General features: G+C 73.7%; 16 protein-coding genes. 4 read left to right on the top strand and 12 right to left on the bottom strand.

The features are described 5' to 3' along the window. Positions 1–166 precede the first annotated feature (166 nt). The 3 genes from ACIQFZ_RS14055 (at position 167) to ACIQFZ_RS14045 (ending at position 3,367) form a co-directional block, all read left to right on the top strand. Positions 167–841: a bifunctional DNA primase/polymerase gene (locus tag ACIQFZ_RS14055; RefSeq protein ID WP_365417268.1), complete on the top strand. Its 675-nt coding sequence runs from the start codon at positions 167–169 to the stop codon at positions 839–841. 124 nt (positions 842–965) lie between these two features. Then, entirely contained in the window at positions 966–1,760 is a 795-nt protein-coding gene (locus ACIQFZ_RS14050; RefSeq protein ID WP_402691334.1) for an ABC transporter ATP-binding protein, read from the top strand. Continuing rightward, positions 1,757–3,367 (top strand): transporter, encoded by a 1,611-nt coding sequence (locus tag ACIQFZ_RS14045; protein ID WP_383056309.1) that lies wholly within the window; start codon positions 1,757–1,759, stop codon positions 3,365–3,367. The genes ACIQFZ_RS14050 and ACIQFZ_RS14045 overlap by 4 nt, the downstream gene beginning before the upstream one ends. Before the next feature lie 12 nt (positions 3,368–3,379). Here the strand turns inward: ACIQFZ_RS14045 and ACIQFZ_RS14040 are convergent, their stop codons facing one another. The 6 genes from ACIQFZ_RS14040 to pdxH all read right to left on the bottom strand — a co-directional run bounded on the left by ACIQFZ_RS14040 (position 3,380) and on the right by pdxH (position 9,845). Next, positions 3,380–4,216 (bottom strand): class I SAM-dependent methyltransferase, encoded by an 837-nt coding sequence (locus ACIQFZ_RS14040; protein ID WP_402691295.1) that lies wholly within the window; start codon positions 4,214–4,216, stop codon positions 3,380–3,382. After that, positions 4,213–5,115 carry an alpha/beta hydrolase gene (locus tag ACIQFZ_RS14035; protein ID WP_361412596.1) on the bottom strand — a complete coding sequence of 301 codons (903 nt, stop codon included), beginning with the start codon at positions 5,113–5,115 and terminating at the stop codon, positions 4,213–4,215. Before ACIQFZ_RS14035 ends, ACIQFZ_RS14040 begins: the two co-directional genes overlap by 4 nt. Positions 5,116–5,572: 457 nt before the next feature. Further along, positions 5,573–6,265, bottom strand: coding sequence for a metal-dependent transcriptional regulator (locus tag ACIQFZ_RS14030; RefSeq protein ID WP_365417278.1), 693 nt, complete (start codon positions 6,263–6,265; stop codon positions 5,573–5,575). Between the two features lie 420 nt (positions 6,266–6,685). Next, positions 6,686–8,116 (bottom strand): PAS domain-containing protein, encoded by a 1,431-nt coding sequence (locus ACIQFZ_RS14025; protein ID WP_365417281.1) that lies wholly within the window; start codon positions 8,114–8,116, stop codon positions 6,686–6,688. Positions 8,117–8,317: 201 nt separating this feature from the next. Continuing rightward, positions 8,318–9,073, bottom strand: coding sequence for an SIS domain-containing protein (locus tag ACIQFZ_RS14020; protein ID WP_365417284.1), 756 nt, complete (start codon positions 9,071–9,073; stop codon positions 8,318–8,320). Positions 9,074–9,167: 94 nt separating this feature from the next. Further along, complete coding sequence (gene pdxH / locus ACIQFZ_RS14015) at positions 9,168–9,845, bottom strand: pyridoxamine 5'-phosphate oxidase (protein WP_365417287.1); 678 nt, start codon at positions 9,843–9,845, stop codon at positions 9,168–9,170. Between the two features lie 384 nt (positions 9,846–10,229). On the opposite strand from pdxH, the gene ACIQFZ_RS14010 reads away from it, so the two are divergent. Then, a complete protein-coding gene (locus tag ACIQFZ_RS14010; RefSeq protein ID WP_365417290.1) occupies positions 10,230–11,330 on the top strand; it encodes a citrate synthase 2 in 1,101 nt (366 codons plus the stop codon). Positions 11,331–11,379: 49 nt separating this feature from the next. On the opposite strand, the gene ACIQFZ_RS14005 is transcribed toward ACIQFZ_RS14010, so the two are convergent. From ACIQFZ_RS14005 to ACIQFZ_RS13980, 6 genes are all read right to left on the bottom strand, one after another. Next, positions 11,380–12,408 carry a 2-oxoglutarate and iron-dependent oxygenase domain-containing protein gene (locus tag ACIQFZ_RS14005; protein ID WP_365417291.1) on the bottom strand — a complete coding sequence of 343 codons (1,029 nt, stop codon included), beginning with the start codon at positions 12,406–12,408 and terminating at the stop codon, positions 11,380–11,382. A 246-nt stretch (positions 12,409–12,654) separates the two neighbouring features. Then, positions 12,655–13,284, bottom strand: coding sequence for a TetR/AcrR family transcriptional regulator (locus ACIQFZ_RS14000; protein ID WP_361412603.1), 630 nt, complete (start codon positions 13,282–13,284; stop codon positions 12,655–12,657). Beyond that, complete coding sequence (locus ACIQFZ_RS13995; RefSeq protein ID WP_402691294.1) at positions 13,272–14,006, bottom strand: enoyl-CoA hydratase family protein; 735 nt, start codon at positions 14,004–14,006, stop codon at positions 13,272–13,274. The genes ACIQFZ_RS14000 and ACIQFZ_RS13995 overlap by 13 nt, the downstream gene beginning before the upstream one ends. Next, positions 14,003–14,341: an AMP-binding protein gene (locus tag ACIQFZ_RS13990; RefSeq protein WP_402691293.1), complete on the bottom strand. Its 339-nt coding sequence runs from the start codon at positions 14,339–14,341 to the stop codon at positions 14,003–14,005. Before ACIQFZ_RS13990 ends, ACIQFZ_RS13995 begins: the two co-directional genes overlap by 4 nt. A 27-nt stretch (positions 14,342–14,368) precedes the next feature. Then, on the bottom strand, positions 14,369–15,529 hold the full coding sequence (locus tag ACIQFZ_RS13985) for an acyl-CoA dehydrogenase family protein (protein ID WP_402691292.1): 1,161 nt from the start codon (positions 15,527–15,529) through the stop codon (positions 14,369–14,371). After that, positions 15,526–17,391, bottom strand: coding sequence for an acetyl/propionyl/methylcrotonyl-CoA carboxylase subunit alpha (locus ACIQFZ_RS13980; RefSeq protein ID WP_402691291.1), 1,866 nt, complete (start codon positions 17,389–17,391; stop codon positions 15,526–15,528). Before ACIQFZ_RS13980 ends, ACIQFZ_RS13985 begins: the two co-directional genes overlap by 4 nt. Between the last annotated feature and the right edge of the window lies 1 nt (position 17,392).

Raw genomic sequence — 17,392 nt, 5'->3', positions numbered from 1 at the left:
GCGAATACCGCCCCCCACCGAACTACCCAGCGTCCGCCGGAGATCCTCCTGCGCGCCCCCACACATGCACCCATGCGCCCCGGGCACCGAGGAGGTGCTCCTCCCCGGCGCGTCCGACCACCAGACCCGCCCGTAACTCCAGGTGGGCGCGGCAGTTGAGTGGGGCGTGGAAGAGACGATCGCGGGCGCGGAAGCCGCACAGAGCGCCGGTCAGGCGGCCGATCACATCCCCCAGCAGCGCGGGGAGTCGCTGCTGGAGACAGCCGTTCGCTACACCGAGGAACGCCACTGGGACGTGTTCCCCGGCACCTGGCTGGTGACGGTCGGCGGGGCGCAGCGCTGCTCCTGCGGGGACCCCCGGTGCACCGCGCCCGGCGCGCACCCGGCGCGCGAGGGCTGGGCGTCCCTCGCGACCGGCAGCGCGAGCACGGCGCGCCGGATGTGGGAGCGGCAGCCGACGGCGTCGGTCCTGCTGCCCACGGGCCGCACGTTCGACGCGGTCTCCGTGCCGGAGACGGCCGGGTTCCTCGCGCTGGCCCGGCTGGAGCGGATGCGGTCGGCGCTGGGGCCGGTGATCCTCACCCCCGAGCGGCGGATGCAGTTCTTCGTGCTGCCGGGCACGTCCATGAAACTGCCGGACCTCGTACGGAAGCTGGGCTGGTCGCCGGCCTCGCTCGACCTGGCCGCCCTCGGAGAGGGCGCGTACGTGGTGGCGCCGCCCACGCGGTACGGCTCGCGGGCCGTGCAGTGGGCCTGCCGGCCGACGCCGGCCAATCGCTGGCTGCCGGACGTCGAGGAACTGGTCCCACCGCTGGCGTACGCGTGCGGCAGGGACCGGTAGCCCTTCCGGTACGTGCTCTCCGGCGCCCGCCGGTCCCGCGTGGCGGCCCGCCCCCGCACGGCGCAGCCGCAGATCAGCGCCGTCCCGCACCCCTCGGGCAGGGTTCTCCCCCGTAGGGTTCGTGCTGACGGAGGGAGCAGTCGCAGTGGGTACAAGCGCCGTTCGCGTGCAGGGGCTCTGGAAGCGGTTCGGGCAGCAGGTCGCCGTCGCCGGGATCGATCTCGAACTGCCCGCCGGGAAGTTCATCGGGCTGGTCGGGCCCAACGGGGCCGGGAAGACCACCACGCTCTCCATGGTGACCGGGCTGCTCCGGCCCGACCAGGGCACCGTCGAGGTCGTCGGGCACGACGTGTGGCGGGACCCGGTCGCGGTGAAGGCGCGGATCGGCGTGCTGCCCGAGGGGCTGCGGCTCTTCGAGCGGCTGTCGGGCCGCGAACTGCTGTCGTACTCCGGGCGGTTGCGCGGGCTGCCGGGGGAGGAGGTGGACCGGCGGGCCACGCAACTGCTGGACGTGCTGGACCTCGCCGGCGCCCAGCACAAGCTCGTCGTCGACTACTCGACCGGCATGCGCAAGAAGATAGGACTCGCCTCCGCTCTTCTGCACAACCCGGAAGTCCTCTTCCTCGACGAGCCGTTCGAAGGCGTCGACCCGGTGTCCGCGCAGACCATCCGCGGCGTCCTGGAGCGGTACACCGGCTCCGGCGCCACCGTCGTGTTCTCCTCGCACGTCATGGAGCTGGTGGAGTCCCTGTGCGACTGGGTGGCCGTGATGGCCGCCGGCCGCATCCGCGCCCAGGGCACCCTCGCCGAGGTGCGCGGCGACGCTCCCACCCTTCAGCAGGCCTTCCTCGAACTCGTCGGCGCGCGGAGCCGGGACGCCGGTTCCGACCTGGACTGGCTGGGCGGCGGTTCCCGGTGAGCGCCGGCACCCGGGCCCCCTCGATCACGCCCGTCGTCGTACGCCTGAAGCTGTCGCTGCTGCGCAACGGGCTCAGGCAGTCCGCCGGGCGGCGTGCCGCGTTCATCGCCTCGGCCGTCGTCGCGCTGCTGTTCGCCGCGTTGCAGATGGCCGGCCTGATCGCGCTGCGCGGCCACGCGCACATCGCCTCCGTGGCCGTCCTGGGCGTGGCCGTGCTGGCGCTGGGCTGGGCCGTGATGCCGCTGTTCTTCCCGAGCGGCGACGAGACCCTCGACCCGACCCGTCTGGTGATGCTGCCGCTGCGGCCGCGGCCGCTGGTCGGCGCGCTGCTGGCGGCGTCCCTGGTCGGCATCGGGCCGCTGTTCACGGTGCTGCTGCTGGTGGGCTGCGTGATCTCGGTGACGCGCGGGGCGGCCGCGTCCGTCGTCGCGGTCCTCGCGCTCGTCCTCACGCTGCTGGTGTGCGTGGCCCTCGCGCGGACCGTGGCCACCGCCAACATCCGGCTGCTGACCAGCCGCAAGGGACGGGACCTCGCGGTGCTCAGCGGACTGGTCATCGCGATCGGGGCGCAGGTCGTCAACTTCGGCATGCAGCGCCTGGGGTCCGCGGGCCTGGGCCGGCTCGACCCGGTGGCGGACGTGCTGCGGTGGCTGCCGCCTGCCTCGGCGGTGGGCGCGGTGGACTCGGCGAGCAGGGGCTCCTACGGCGTCGCGGTGGCCCAACTCGCGCTGACCGCGGCCACCCTGGCCGTCCTGCTGGCGGTGTGGGCGCGCAGCCTGACCGGGCTGATGACCTCGCCCGACTCCTCGACCCTGCAAGCCGTCGACGCTCCCGCGCGCGATCGGGCCCGCGAAGGCGGCGGCCTGGCGCGATGGCTGCCGGCCGGCCGCACCGGCACCGTCATGGAACGCAGCCTGCGCTACGTCTGGCGCGATCCGAAGACCAAGGCGGCCTGGGTGACCTCGCTGGCCATCGGACTGTTCGTGCCGGTGTTCAACGCGGTCCAGGGCACCGGCTCGCCGTACTTCGCCTGCTTCGCCGCGGGCATGCTCGGCATTCAGATGTACAACCAGTTCGGCCAGGACACCTCCGCGTTCTGGCAGGTCGCGCTGACGATCTCGGCCCCGCGGGACGCCTACGTCGAGCTGCGCGCGAGGGCGCTGGCCCTGCTGCTGATCACCCTGCCGTACGCCACCCTGGTCACGGTGCTGACGACGGGCCTGCTCGGCGAGTGGCGCCGGCTGCCGGAGGTGCTCGGCCTGTCCTTCGCCCTGCTCGGCGCGATGCTGGCGACCGGGGCGTGGACGTCGGCCCGCTTCCCGTACTCCATCCCGCAGGAGGGCCACAAGAACGTGGCCCCCGGTCAGGCCGGCCTCGCCTTCGTCTCCATCTTCGGCGGCATGGTCGCGGCGGCCCTGCTGTGCGCGCCGTTCATCATCCTCGTCATCTGGTCGAACGTCAGCGCCACCGGCGACAGCTGGAGCCGGCTGCTGCTGCCGGTGGGCGCGGCGTACGGGGCGGGGGTCACCCTGCTGGGCCTGCGCCTGGCGGCTCCGCGCACGGCGGCCCGGCTGCCGGAGATCCTCACGGCGGTCAGCAAGGGCTGAGGCGCGGGCCGCTCAGCGCAGGCGCGCGGTCACCACGTGGACGGTGAAACCGCACGGAACCCGCCCGTCGGGACCGGCGAGCCCGGCCGCCTCCCGCACGAAGCTCTCCCGCAGCCGGGAGACGGCGGCCGGATCGAGCGGTCCGACGTCGTAGATGCCGGAAAGAGCCGCCCAGACCTGGTCCACCGGGCCGCTCAGGTCGATCGGGACGGTCTCCCGGTCCGGAGCCCCGAACCCGGCCGGCTCCAGGATCGCGCCGAGCCCCTCGCGGCTGTGGGTCCTGCGGTCCCCGAGCGGCGGAATGCGCTGCTCGGCGGGCGCCCGCTGGACGGCGGCCTTCAGCAGGCCGCTGAACAGCTCGTACGCCTCCCCGCCGAGAGGACCGCCGCCGACCACGCAGGCCAGGACGCCGCCGGGCGACAGCACCCGGGCCGTCTCCGCCGCGACCCGGTCGACGTCACCCATCAGCATCAGCGCCATGTGGCAGACGCAGGCGTCGAAGGCCCCGTCGGGGAACGGCAACCGCTGCGCCCTGGCCTGGGCCAGGGCGGTGGCACGCAGAGACGGGCGGCGCCGGGCCAGGGCCAGCGCTTCGGGCGAGAGGTCCACACCGGCGAGCCGCCGCCCCTCGGTGCGGGCCAGCAGTACGCCGTCGCCGCAGCCGAGGTCCAGAACCCGCCGGGCGCCGGCCACCCGGTCGCTCAGGATCTCGTAGCTGGAGCGCCCGTCGGGCGCCCGCCCGGCGAGGAAGGCGTCCGCGGTGACCGCCGGGCGCTCGGCGTGGAAGGCCTTCAGGAACGCCTCCTGGACGGCCGTCGGCACGGCGGGGGACGTGGGGGCGGCGCTCATCCGGTGAGCACCGCGTCCAGGAACGGTTCGATGGCCATGCGCCACGCCTCCGGCTGGTCGTAGTGGACGAGGTGACCGGCGTCCGCCACCTCCGCGTACTCTCCGCGCGGCAGGACGCGGACCATCTCCTGGGCCTCGGCCCGGCCGAGTTCGCCGTCCAGGCCGCGGACCACGAGGGCCGGGCAGCAGACCTGGGCCAGCTCCTCCCAGTGGGCGTCGTACACCCAGGCCTCGCGGGAGGTCAGCATCTGCCGCGGTTCGAAGACGGGACGCCAGCCGTCCGCGCTCTCGTGCATGACCTCGGCGTAGAACTCGCCGCGCGCCGGGTTCGGGCGCTCCACCCAGGGGTCGTCCTCGCCGAACCACTTCCGCACGTCGGCGAGGGCGGCGAACGGCACCGGCCAGGCCCGGAACCAGTCCTCCCACTCCCGCTGGGAGGCGGCGCCGAGCGCGGAGGCCCGCATGTCGCAGATGATCACGGCGCGCACCAGGTCGGGACGGCGGGCGGCGAGCTGCCAGGCGGTCAGCGCGCCCATCGCGTGCCCGATGACGACGGCCGGGCCGAGGCCGAGCTGTTCGAGGGCGGCCTCGGCGTCCTCCACGTAGGCCTCACGGCTGTAGGCGGCCTGCGGCGGCTTCTCGCTCTGGCCGTGCCCGCGCTGGTCGAGGGCGACGGCGCGGTGCCGCCCGGAGAGCCAGCGGGCGGTGGCGGCCCAGTGCGAGGCGCGGCCCATGAGGCCGTGCAGTAACAGCACGCCGTCGGTCCGGTCGGGTCCGGCGCCGGACCGCCCCGGTGTCCGCTCCCTCGCCTGCCCCGGCACGGCCTTCGGGGGTTCGGCGAACTCCCAGGCCGCGAGCCGTACACCGCCCGACCCGGTCACGTCGATGCGCCGCACCATTGGTCCTGGCACCCCCCCTGGAACCGTGTTCAGCTTCCGTATGCCGTCGTGCACATTCCTGTAGCGCGGGCCCGGGGGCCTCATGCGCAGACACTCAGGCTATCGAATACTTATTCGAAAATTGTGGCTCCGTCACCAACACCCCTCGTTCGAGTGACGCCTGGCCAGGATTGATCGCCGCCCCCCTGGGGAGATCTTCAACGGGAGGCGGACCGCTCGGGGAAAAGGGGTCCGAGGGGGACGACCTTGAGAGCTCGGGGCTCCGGGTCGTCGAAGGGGAGGACAGGCCCCGGCGCCACACGGCGCCGGGGCTCTCTCCACATCTCCGGCACATTCTCCCCCACCCCTTCAAGCCCTATGCCTCTCGCGACAGCCTCGCACGCCCGGCGCCCGCGCGCTGCGCTTCGACGCGCTCAACCACGGACGGGGAAAAGGGCGGCCCGGACCGGCGGCCCGCTCAGCGCTTGGCGACGAAGACGTGGGAGGCGACCTCCGCGTCCAGCTCCGCCGCCTCGCCGCTGCTGCCGACCAGCACACCGCCCGCCGACTCGGTCACGCTGACCACCGAGCCGGGCTGCACGCCCGCGCGGCGCAGCGTGTACATCAGCTGCGCGTCCGTCTGGATCGGCTCGCCGATCCGGCGGACGACCACCGTCTTGCCGTCGGCCCCCGGGTCCAGGTCGGCCAGCGACACCATCCCCTCGTCCAGGAACGGGTCGGCGCCGTCCTTCTCGCCCAGCTCCTCCAGGCCCGGGATCGGGTTGCCGTACGGCGACTCGGTCGGGTGCCGCAGCAGCTCCAGCACCCTGCGCTCGACGGCCTCGCTCATCACGTGCTCCCAGCGGCAGGCCTCGGCGTGCACCTGCTCCCACTCCAGGCCGATCACGTCGACCAGCAGGCACTCGGCGAGCCGGTGCTTGCGCATCACGCGCGTGGCCAGCCGGCGGCCCTCGCCCGTGAGCTCCAGATGCCGGTCGGGGGCCACCGAGACCAGTCCGTCGCGCTCCATCCGCGCGACCGTCTGGCTCACCGTCGGCCCGCTCTGGTCCAGGCGCTCCGCGATCCGGGCGCGCATGGGGACGACGCCTTCCTCCTCCAGCTCGAGGATGGTGCGGAGATACATCTCCGTGGTGTCGATCAGTCCGGACATACGTGCCCCTCGATTACCTCGGCCGGAGGCCCGGAGGCTCCCCGGCGCGTGCGCTGGCCCTGGAGTCAATTCTGACGCATCCCACTGACAACCGGGTGGCCCGCGCGAAACGCGGACGACCCGCGAGCTGGGTCCCTCCGCCTCGGCGGAGGAGCCGGCCGGACGTACCGGCAGCTCGCGGGTCGGGTGACTGCTTGAAATTGGGCCGGCCGCACGTCTCTGTCACGCGCTGGTCCGGCACCGCACAGGGTGGGGTGTCGGGCCGCTAGCCCGCAGCCACCTCACGCGTCCGGGTCTCACTCATCTACCGGATCACCTCCCTTCGTGTGTGCACAACACCCTAGGAAGCGGACCGGCGATACTCAACAGGTTTTTCTCACGGAACGCGTGTGCCGTCGCAGCGGGGGCCGCCCCGTGTGGTCAGGCGCGGCCGTCCCTCGCCAGGAGCGCCAGGTCCAGGCCCGTGGCGATGCGTGCGGCCACGTCCTCGGCGTAGGCCGCGTCGGCACGCTCGAAGGGGGTGCGGCCGGAGCCGCGCAGGAAGGTCACGACACCGAGGGTGCGGCCGCGGCTGCGCAGCACCGCGCACAGGGCGTGCACGGCGTCGCCCGGCCACTGCCGGGCCTCGGCCCACTCCCGCGCCCGGTCGGCGGGTACGGCCCCGGCGGAGGCGCGTACGGAGCCGATGCGGTCGACGCACTGGAGGGCAGGGTGTCCCGTTCCGTAGCGGACGGGCAGCCCGGCCTGCCCGGTGAGCAGGCTGGGCCCGGGGCCGCCGGAGGGGGTGGCCGCGACGCGGACCAGCCGGACCGGGGCCGGCGCTTCCTCGTCGGCCGGGGCGGTGCCGCCCGCCACACGGTCGATCAGGGCGTGGTCGGCGAAGCCGGCGAGGGCGAAGTCGAGGTGGACGGTGGCGGCCTCGGCCGGGTCCTCGCACTCGGCGGCGGCGCGGACGGCCCTGTGCAGCTGGTTGGTGCGGAACCGCAGCAGCGCGGCCTCCTGCTCGCCCTGCTTGGCCTCGGTGACGTCGGCGAAGAGCCAGGCGACGCCGAGCGGTACCGGTTCCTCGGCGAGCGGGGAGGCGAGCCGGACGAATCCGCTGCGCCAGCAGCGCCGCCGGTCGCCCTCCGGGGTGCGTACGCCCACCCAGAACTCGGCGGGGGCGGGCGGGGCGCCCTCGGCCAGGACGTGGGTGAGCGCGCTCTCCAGTTCCTCCAGGCCCTGGGTGAGCAGTTCACCGAGCGGCCGGCCCAGCGCGGCGGTGCGGCCGGTGCCCAGGGCCTGGGCGGCGTAGGCGTTGACGACGGCGGGCCGCAGGTCGGCGTCGACGAGGACGACGCCCCAGAAGGCGTCCTCGAACAGGGCCTCGCTGAGCGCGATGGAACGCTCCAGGTCGATCTGCGCGTGCACCTCGCTGAAGGCGCAGTACAGGCCGGCGGGCTTGCCGTCGGGCCCGTGCACGACCGCGGACTGGGTCCGCACCAGGACACGGCCGCCGTCCTTGGTGAGCAGCGCGAACTCGTGCACCTGGCGTCCGGGGGCGTGCATGGCGGCCATCAGCCGCCCCTCGACCTCCTCGGCGTCCGCGCTGCGCACGGCCCAGCCGGCGAAGCCGTGCCGTCCGACGGCCTCGGCGGCGGTCCAGCCCAGGATGCGCTCGGCCTCGCGGTTCCAGTGGGTGACGACGCCGTCGGCGTCGAAGGCGCACAGGGCCGCGTCCATGCCGTCGAGGAGGGCGGCCAGCAGATCGGAGCCGTCGTGGGTGTCGGCGGCCTGCGGACCGTCCCGCTCCGGCTCGGGCTCGTCCGGCCCCAGCTCGTCGGTGGCCCCTTTACGCCGGGAAGCACTCACCTGGACCCCCTGCAGGCTGCGTCCGCACGTACGGCGCGTCGTTTCGCTCACTGCCCATCATTCAACTGGAACGTGACCCAGCACACACCGGGTTCCCAGAACATTGAAGGAATTGCCGTCCGGGGAAATTCCCGTGCGCCGGGATCGACGCCGTGGACGCGCGCGCGGCCCGGGTCGTCGAGCCGGACCGATCGGTACCGGTCAGTGCCGGTAGAAGATCCGGTCGGCGTACCGGTCGAAGATGCGGCCGTTCCACTCGTGGCCGCCGTCGACGTTCCCGGAGCGCAGCAGCGGGGGTTCGATGCCGCGGTCGGCGAGGACGGCGGCGGTGGTGGCCATGACTGCCTGGAGGAGGGCGGAGGTGACGACGGTGGAGGCGGGGGCGAAGGGGGCCGCGACGGTGTCGAGGGTGAGTTCGGCGTCGCCGACCGCGATCTTGGAGTCGAGGACGATGTCGCAGTGGTCCTTCAGAAACGTCCCCGAGGCGTTCCGGGAGGTGGTCCCGGTCGCGTAGGCCACCGAGGTCACGCCGACGACCCGTACGCCGAGGGCGCGGGCGTGCACGGCCATCTCCACGGGCAGGGCGTTGCGCCCGGACAGCGAGACGACGATCAGGGCGTCGCCGGAGCGGAGGGGGGAGCTGTCCAGGACGGCGGTGGCGAGACCGTCGACGCGTTCCAGGGCGGAGCCGAGGGTGGCGGGCACGACGTCGACGCCGACGGCGCCCGGAACGGCGAGCAGGTTCATCAGGGCCAGGCCGCCGGCGCGGTAGACGAGGTCCTGGGCGGCGAGGGAGGAGTGGCCGGCACCGAAGGCGAACAGGCGGCCGCCTGCGGCCACGGTGTCGGCGAGCAGCGTCCCGGCGGCGGCGATCTGCTCGGCCTCCTCGTCCCGGACCCGCTGGAGCAGGCCGATGGCGGCGTCGAGGAACTGGCCGGCCGGCGTGCGGTCGCTCATGCGAGGTCCGTCCCTTCGGGGCGACTGTGTGTCGCGGATCACGGTGAGGTCTGGACCAGAGCCGTGTCAATACGGCGCCCGCGACCGGGGTGCGTCAGGGGCTCAGCCGCTCCACGCGCCAGCCGCCGTCCGGTTCGGCGACGTACCGCAGGCGGTCGTGCAGGCGGTTCTCGCGGCCCTGCCAGAACTCCACCGACCGCGGGGCGACCCGGAAGCCGCCCCAGTGCGGCGGTACGGGCACCTGCTCGCCCTCGGGGTAGCGGGCGGCCAGGTCGGCATAGGAGGCGTCGAGTTCCGCGCGGCCGGCGATCACCGTGGACTGGGCGCTGGCCCAGGCGCCGAGCTGGGAGCCGTGCGGGCGGGTGCGGAAGTAGGCGGCGGTCTCGTCGCGGCCGGTCCGGCGGGCCACGCCCTGGACGATGACCTGGCGGGTCATGGGGTGCCAGGGGAAGAGCAGGGAGACGTACGGGTTCCCGGCGAGGTCTCGGCCCTTGCGGGAGTCATAGTTGGTGTAGAAGACGAAGCCCTGCTCGTCGAAGGACTTCAGCAGCACCGTGCGGGAGCTGGGCCGACCGTCGGTGTCCGCGGTGGAGACGACCATGGCATTGGGCTCGAACAGCCGGGCCTCGGTCGCGGCCTGCTGGAACCAGCGGGCGAACTGGGCGACGGGGGTGGCGGCCAGGTCGGCCTCGACCAGCCCCTCGGCCCGGTAGTGCATGCGCATGGAGGCGAGGTCGAAGGGCGCGGTTTCGCCGGCTTCTCGGTCGGTCACGCGGTCATCTTGCCGTATCCACCGGGCGCCTTCGCGGGGTACCCTCGCCCTCCACCGCGGTCCTGGGTGGCACTGAGTGCCGCTCCACTCCCCTTTTGTGGCACTCGGGGTTATGGTGCTGCTGTCGTGCTGGTGGGGTGACAGCCGGCTGCACGGGGCATCACAGGGATGCCCACAGGGATGCCCGCCATGGACCGCGAGTCACGGGACGCGACCGTGGATCCGCCGGCGGACGGCCCGATTCCCGACGTCCCGCACCTGATCGCCGTCCCAGTCACCCCAGTCACCCAGTCACCCCACTCTTCACAGTCCGGCGCACCATCCCAGTAGCCCCAGTCGTCCCTGTCGCACCCTCTGGCCGCACAGACCACAAGGAGCCGCCTGATGTCCGACTTCGTACCCGGTCTCGAAGGAGTCGTCGCGTTCGAGACGGAGATCGCCGAACCGGACAAGGAGGGCGGCGCCCTCCGGTACCGGGGCGTCGACATCGAGGAACTCGTCGGTCAGGTCTCCTTCGGCAACGTCTGGGGGCTGCTGGTCGACGGCGCCTTCGATCCTGGCCTGCCGCCCGCCGAGCCGTTCCCGATCCCCGTGCACTCCGGGGACATCCGCGTGGACGTCCAGTCGGCGCTGGCGATGCTCGCCCCGGTGTGGGGCCTGAAACCGCTGCTGGACATCGACGTGGAGAAGGCGCGCGACGATCTGGCGCGGGCCGCCGTCATGGCGCTGTCGTACGTCGCCCAGTCGGCGCGCGGGCAGGGCGTGGCGATGGTGCCGCAGCGGGAGATCGACAAGGCCCGTTCCATCACCGAGCGGTTCATGATCCGCTGGCGGGGCGAGCCGGATCCCAAGCACGTGGCGGCCGTCGACGCGTACTGGACGTCCGCCGCCGAGCACGGCATGAACGCCTCCACGTTCACCGCCCGCGTCATCGCCTCCACCGGCGCCGACGTGGCGGCCGCCCTGTCGGGCGCGGTCGGCGCCATGTCCGGCCCGCTGCACGGCGGCGCGCCCTCCCGGGTCCTGGGCATGATCGAGGAGATCGAGCGGACCGGGGACGCGGAGGGCTACGTCAAGAGCGCCCTGGACCGCGGTGAGCGGCTGATGGGGTTCGGCCACCGGGTGTACCGGGCCGAGGACCCACGCGCGCGCGTGCTGCGCCGCACCGCCCGGGAGCTCGGCGCCCCGCGGTTCGAGGTCGCCGAGGCCCTGGAGAAGGCCGCCCTGGAGGAGCTGCACAGCCGCCGCCCGGACCGGGTGCTGGCCACGAACGTCGAGTTCTGGGCGGCGATCATGCTGGACTTCGCCGAGGTGCCGGCGCACATGTTCACGTCGATGTTCACGTGCGCGCGTACCGCGGGCTGGTCCGCGCACATCCTGGAGCAGAAGCGCACCGGCCGGCTGGTGCGTCCCTCCGCCCGTTACGTCGGCCCCGGTCCGCGCAGCCCGCGGGAGATCGCGGGCTACGACGACATCGCGCGCTGACCGAGCGCTTCACCGCACCCGGTCGGCGCACCCGGCGTCACACACGGCGTCACGCGGGGCTCAGCAGCTCCGCGTGATGCCGCTGGGCGACCAGCGGGTGGGCGCGCAGCTTGCCTTTCAGCTCGTTCAGCCCGTACTCCGCGAACAGCGGGTTGCCCGGGTCGTCCGTGACGCCGGGCGCGGTGGAGGCGTGCGGGAAGGGCAGCGGGGCGACGCGGGCGTCCAGGCGCGGGTTGTAGAAGAAGGGCACCGAGAACCGCTCGGTGGCGCCGGGCGGGGAGACGACCCGGTGGTTGGTGGCCACGAGGTAGCCGTCGGTGGCGACCTCCAGCAGCTCTCCGAGGTTGACGACGAACGCGCCCTCGATCGGCGGCACGTCGTGGAAGAGCCCGTCCGCTCGCTGCACCTGGAGCCCGCCGATGCGGTCCTGGAGCAGCAGGGTGAGGAAGCCGTAGTCCTTGTGGGCGCCGACGCCCTGGTCGGTGCCGTCGCCTGCGCTGCCGGGGTAGCGGACGAGCTTGAGGTGCGGGTGGGCGTGCTCGCCGAAGACCGGGTCGTAGAAGTCGGCGGGTGCGCCGATGGCGGTGAGCAGTTCGTGCAGCAGCCTGCGGGCGACGGCGCCGAGCCGGTCGATCCAGGCGAGCGCGGCGGTGCGCAGCTCGGGCAGGGCGGCCGGCCACTGGTTGGGGCCCTGGAGCCACCAGTACGCGGGCTCGCCCGGCCCGGGGACGCGGGCGGGCCGCTCGGCGCCTATGTCGAGCTGGTCGCGCCAGTCGCGGGCGCCGCCGGTGCGCTCGTCCCCGGTGCGCGTGTAGCCGCGGAAGTGGGGCGAGTTGACGTTGTCCAGGGCGAGACGGTCGGCCTCGGGGAGCCGGAAGAAGGCGTGCATCGCGTCGAGCAGCGCGTCGGTCTCGGCCCGGGTGACGCCGTGCCCGACGAGCTGGAAGAAGCCCACGTCGTGGGCTGCGCCGTGCAACTGCTCGTGCAGCAGCGCCCGTTCACGGGGGCCGCGGTCGGCCGCGGCGAGGTCGATGATGGGGAGCTGGTCGTACGACGGGGTCGTCGCCGTGTTCGTCATGGGTCACGTCCGCAGGGTGTACGGGTCCCGGGCAGCCGCCATGGGTGGGCGCGCGGCGCGGGTGCCGGATGAGAGGAACCGGGTGAGAGGTGCGGGCGATCGGGTCGCCACGGAAGGGCCTGGGTCAGGCGGAGCGCCGACAGCCCATGCTCGTGACGCGCACGTAGTCCACGTGGCGGCGTCGCACGAGCAGCAGAAGCATGCGCACAGGGTACTGCGGGGTGCGCGATACGGATGTGGCCCGGTTCACGCGGTCGCCGGGCCGCGGCCCAGTGCCTCCTCCAGCAGGGCCGACCACTGGGCCACCACGCGTTCGCGGCGGGCGGTGTCGTCGGTGAGGAGGTTGGCGAGGCCGAGGCCGCGGGCCATGTCGAGGAAGCCCTGGACGGTCTCGCGGGTGCCGGGGCGGGCCTCGTCCGCGCCCAGCAGCTGGACGGCTATGCGGTGCGTCTCGCGGCCGACACGGGCTTCCAACTCGGTGACGCGGGGGCGCAGTTGGTCCTCGTTGGAGGCGGCCACCCACAGATGGAGCGCGGCCCGGAAGAGGGGCCCGGTGTAGAGGTCGACGAGGGCGCCGACCACGGCTCGCCGGTCGTCGGCCGCGCCCTCGGGGAACAGGGCGCGCAGGGCGGTGGAGCGTTCCTCGGCCACGTACTCGACGGCGGCGGTGAACAGGTCCTCGCGGGTGGGGAAGTGGTGCTGGGCGGCGCCGCGGGAGACACCGGCGCGTTCGGCGACCACCGAGACCGTGGAGCCGGCCCAGCCGTGTTCGGCGAGGCAGGCCACGGCGGCCTGGAGGAGCCGCTGCCGGGTGGCCCGGCTGCGGTCCTGCTTGGGGGCGCGTTCCGCGCGGTCGTGTGTGGTCACACCACCCATTCCGGATCCCGTCGTTCGAGGAAGGCCGCCATGCCCTCGCGCGCCTGCGCGGAGGAGAACAGTCGGGCCGAGAGCGCGGTCAGGCCGGCCGCGTCCCGGTCGAAGGCTTCCAGCACCCTAGCCGTGAGCAGCCGTTTCGTCTCGGCCAGAGCCTGGGGGGAGGAGCGGCGCAGACCGTCGAGGATCGGCTCCAGTACGGCGTCGGCGTCGTCCCCGGCCGCCGTCACCAGCCCGGTCCGGACCGCCTCGGCCGCGTCGAAGCGTTCCCCGGTGAGGCAGTGGCGGGCCAGCGCGCGCGGGTCGGCGCGGGGCAGCAGCGGCAGCGAGATGACCGCGGGGGCCACCCCGATGCGCACCTCGGTGAACGCGAAGGTGGCCTGGTTCGAGGCGATCGCGATGTCGCAGGCCGCGAGCAGGCCGAGGCCGCCCGCGCGGACGTGTCCGGTGACGCGGGCGACGACCGGCTTGGGCAGTTCGACGATCTGCCGCAGCAGGGCGACCAGCGCGTCGGGCCGGGGAGGGTCGCGCAGGTCGGCGCCCGCGCTGAAGGTGTTGCCGGTGTGGGTGAGGACGACGGCGCGCACGGCGGCGTCCTCGGCGCAGTCGGCGAGCGCGGCGGCGAGTTCCCCGACGAGCGCCGCCGACAGGGCGTTGCGGTTGCCCGGCGAGTCGAGGCCCAGGATTTCGACGGCACGCGCGCGCGTGCGTGCGATCGTCGTCACGGCCACTCCCCCGCTTCCCGCGGCTGCTCGGACCCCTGGTCCCGCAGCCGCCGCCGCACCGAGGCACCCGCGCGCGTGGCGGCGTAGAAGGCCACGGGGAACAGGACCGTGTTCGGGCTGTGCAGGGCGAGGACGTCGCCCTTGCGCACGCCGGCCTCGGCGAACGCGGCGGCGGCACGCCGGTGGAAGCGGTCCACCTGGTCGTACGTGAGGGTGGTGCCGTCCATGCCGTCGATCAGCGCGGGGGCCCCGCCGAACCGGGCGGCTCGGCCCAGGACGGCCTCGTGGATGGGCAGTTCTACGGCCGGGACGTCTGCGTACTCGCTGCGGAACACGGTTCCTCCTCGCACACGGCGGGCGGGTCAGTACGACTTGGGCAGGCCCAGGGTCTGGTGGGAGACGTAGTTGAGAATCATCTCCCGGCTCACCGGGGCGATACGAGCCACGCGCGCGGCCGTTATCAGCGAGGCGAGCCCGAACTCGCGCGTGAGGCCGTTGCCGCCGAGCGTGTGCACGGCCTGGTCGACGGCCCGCACACAGGCCTCACCGGCCGCGTACTTGGCCATGTTGGCGGCCTCTCCCGCGCCCACGTCGTCTCCCGCGTCGTACAGGTGGGCCGCCTTCCCGGTCATCAGGCGGGCGAGTTCGAGGTCGATGTGGGCCTGGGCGAGCGGGTGGGCGATGGCCTGGTGGGAGCCGATGGGGGCCTTCCAGACGGTGCGCTCGCGCGCGTACTCCACGGCCCGGCCGAGCGCGTGACGCCCCATGCCGATCGCGAAGGCGGCCGTCATGATGCGCTCGGGGTTGAGTCCGGCGAACAGTTGCAGCAGGCCCGCGTCCTCGTCGCCCACGAGCGCGTCCGCGGGCAGCCGCACACCGTCCAGGACCAGCTCGAACTGCTTCTCGGCGGCGGTGATTTCCATGTCGATGGGGTGCCGCTGGAAGCCGTCCGCGTCCGGCGGGACGATGAAAAGGCAGGGCTTGAGGCGGCCGGTGCGCGCGTCCTCGGTGCGGCCGACGACCAGGACGGCGTCGGCGATGTCGACACCGGAGATGAACACCTTGCGGCCGGTGAGCACCCAGTCGGCTCCGTCGCGGCGGGCGGTGGTGGTGATGCGGTGGGAGTTGGAGCCGGCGTCGGGTTCGGTGATGCCGAAGGCCATGGTGCGGGTGCCGTTGGCCAGCGGAGGCAGCCACGCGCGCTTCTGCTCCTCCGTGCCGAACCGGGCGATGACGGTGCCGCAGATGGCGGGCGAGACGACCATCATCAGCAAGGGGCAGCCGGCCGCACCCAGCTCCTCCAGCACGATGGACAGTTCGGTGACGCCACCGCCTCCCCCGCCGTACGCCTCCGGCAGGTTGACGCCGAGGTAGCCGAGTTTGCCTGCCTCGGACCAGAGTTCGGTGGGAGGGCGTCCCTCGGCGACGGTGCGGGTGAGGTAGGCGCGGCCGTAGCGTTTGCCGAGCGCCGCCACGGCGGCGCGCAGATCCTTGTGTTCATCGGTTTCCAGCGTGGCGCTCACTGATCCTCCCGGGTGGCCTCTACGACGGCGAGCAGGGCACCGACCTCGACCTGGCGGCCGGGTGCGGCGTGCAGGGCGCTGAGCGTGCCCGTGACGGGCGCGGAGATCTTGTGCTCCATCTTCATCGCCTCCAGCCACAGCAGCGGCTGTCCGGCCCGTACGGCGTCGCCCACGGCCAGCCCGTCGGCGACGCGCACGACGGTGCCGGGCATGGGCGCCAGCAGTGAGCCGGGGAGACGCTGGGCGACGGGGTCGGGGAAGCGGGGCAGGGCGGTGAGCGCGGTCGGTCCGGCGTACACCCGCTCGCCGTACCGGGCGATCTCGTACCGGCGCCGGATGCCGCCGGCTTCGAGGACGACCAGGCACGCGTCCGCGTGCACCACCCGCACCCCTACGGCGTCGGCGGCCAGACCCGCGCGGGTGTGCCGGTAGCGCACCTCGTGCTCCTCGCCCGCCATCAGGTACCGCTTGACCTGCGGCTGCGAGGGCACGTTGCGCCAGCCGCCGAAGCGGGAACGGCCGTGCGCGTCGGCAAGAGCGGCGGCCAGGGGCGCGTACGGGTCGGGGGCGGGGGCGGTCAGTTCGGCGAGATGGCGGTCGTAGAAGCTGGTGTCCATACGGCCGCTCGCGAACTCCTCGTGCCGCAGGGACCGCACGAGCAGGTCCCGGTTGGTGACCGGGCCGTGGACGGCGGCCCGCTCCAGCGCGCCGGCGAGCTTGCGCAGCGCCTCCGCGCGCGTGGGGGCGTGGGCGACGGCCTTGGCGATCAGCGGATCGTAGTGGACGCCGATCGCGTCCCCGTCGCCGTAGCCGGTGTCCAGGCGGACGCCGGGGACGGACAGGCGGTGCAGGGTGCCGGTCTGCGGGGCCCAGTCGCGGGCCGGGTCCTCGGCGTACAGGCGGGCCTCGACCGCGTGCCCGCGCGCGGCGGGCGGTTCGGCGTCCAGGGCGTGGCCCTCGGCGACACGGATCTGCAGGGCGACCAGGTCCACGCCGAACACGGCCTCCGTGACCGGGTGTTCCACCTGGAGGCGGGTGTTCATCTCCAGGAAGTGCGCCCTGCCGTCGGCCACCAGGAACTCGACGGTCCCCGCACCGCTGTAGTCGACGGCCCGCGCGGCCCGTACGGCCAGCTCGCGCAACTCCTGCTCGGTGTCCGCGGGAAGCCCGGGTGCCGGGGCCTCCTCGACGACCTTCTGGTGGCGCCGCTGGAGGGAGCAGTCACGCGTGCCCAGCGTCCACACGGTGCCGTGGGTGTCGGCGAGGACCTGCACCTCCACGTGCCGCCCGCCCGCGTCGCCCCCGAGGTACGGCTCGACGAACACCTCGCCGTCGCCGAAGGCGCTCAGCGCCTCCGCGCGCGCGGCCGCCAGTTCGGCGTCCAGGTCCTTCAGCCACCGTACGATCCTCATCCCGCGCCCGCCGCCGCCCGCGGCGGCCTTCACGAGGACCGGCAGGTCGGCCTCGGTGACCTCGCGCAGGGGCCGCACGCCCATCAGCTCCTTGGCGCGGGTCTTGGACGCCATCGCCTCGATGGCCCGCGGAGGCGGCCCGATCCAGACCAGGCCCGCGTCCAGGACGGCCCGCGCGAAGCCGGCGTTCTCGGCGAGGAAGCCGTAGCCCGGGTGCACGGCGTCCGCGCCGGCCGCCACCGCCGCCTTCACGATCAGGTCGCCGCGCAGATACGTCTCGGCGGGCGTCACGCCCGGCAGGCGCACCGCGGTGTCGGCCGCGCGCGTGTGCAGCGCGTTCTCGTCGGCGTCCGAGTGCACGGCGACCGTCCGGATGCCCAACTCGGCGCAGGTGCGGAAGACACGGCAGGCGATCTCGCCCCGGTTGGCGACGAGCAGAGAAGAAATCAAG

This window comes from Streptomyces sp. NPDC093064 (assembly GCF_044754605.1).
In the GTDB taxonomy this organism is placed as follows: Bacteria; Actinomycetota; Actinomycetes; order Streptomycetales; family Streptomycetaceae; genus Streptomyces.
This window is presented reverse-complemented; position numbering and strand designations above follow the sequence as displayed.

Coding starts and splice junctions, on each gene's coding strand:
- ACIQFZ_RS14020 (WP_365417284.1), bottom strand. CDS start 9,073: ATGAGCGACCGCACGCCGGCCGGCCAGTTCCTCGACGCCGCCATCGGC.
- ACIQFZ_RS14035 (WP_361412596.1), bottom strand. CDS start 5,115: ATGGTGCGGCGCATCGACGTGACCGGGTCGGGCGGTGTACGGCTCGCG.
- ACIQFZ_RS14040 (WP_402691295.1), bottom strand. CDS start 4,216: ATGAGCGCCGCCCCCACGTCCCCCGCCGTGCCGACGGCCGTCCAGGAG.
- ACIQFZ_RS14000 (WP_361412603.1), bottom strand. CDS start 13,284: ATGGGTGGTGTGACCACACACGACCGCGCGGAACGCGCCCCCAAGCAG.
- ACIQFZ_RS14030 (WP_365417278.1), bottom strand. CDS start 6,265: ATGTCCGGACTGATCGACACCACGGAGATGTATCTCCGCACCATCCTC.
- ACIQFZ_RS14005 (WP_365417291.1), bottom strand. CDS start 12,408: ATGACGAACACGGCGACGACCCCGTCGTACGACCAGCTCCCCATCATC.
- ACIQFZ_RS14010 (WP_365417290.1), top strand. CDS start 10,230: ATGTCCGACTTCGTACCCGGTCTCGAAGGAGTCGTCGCGTTCGAGACG.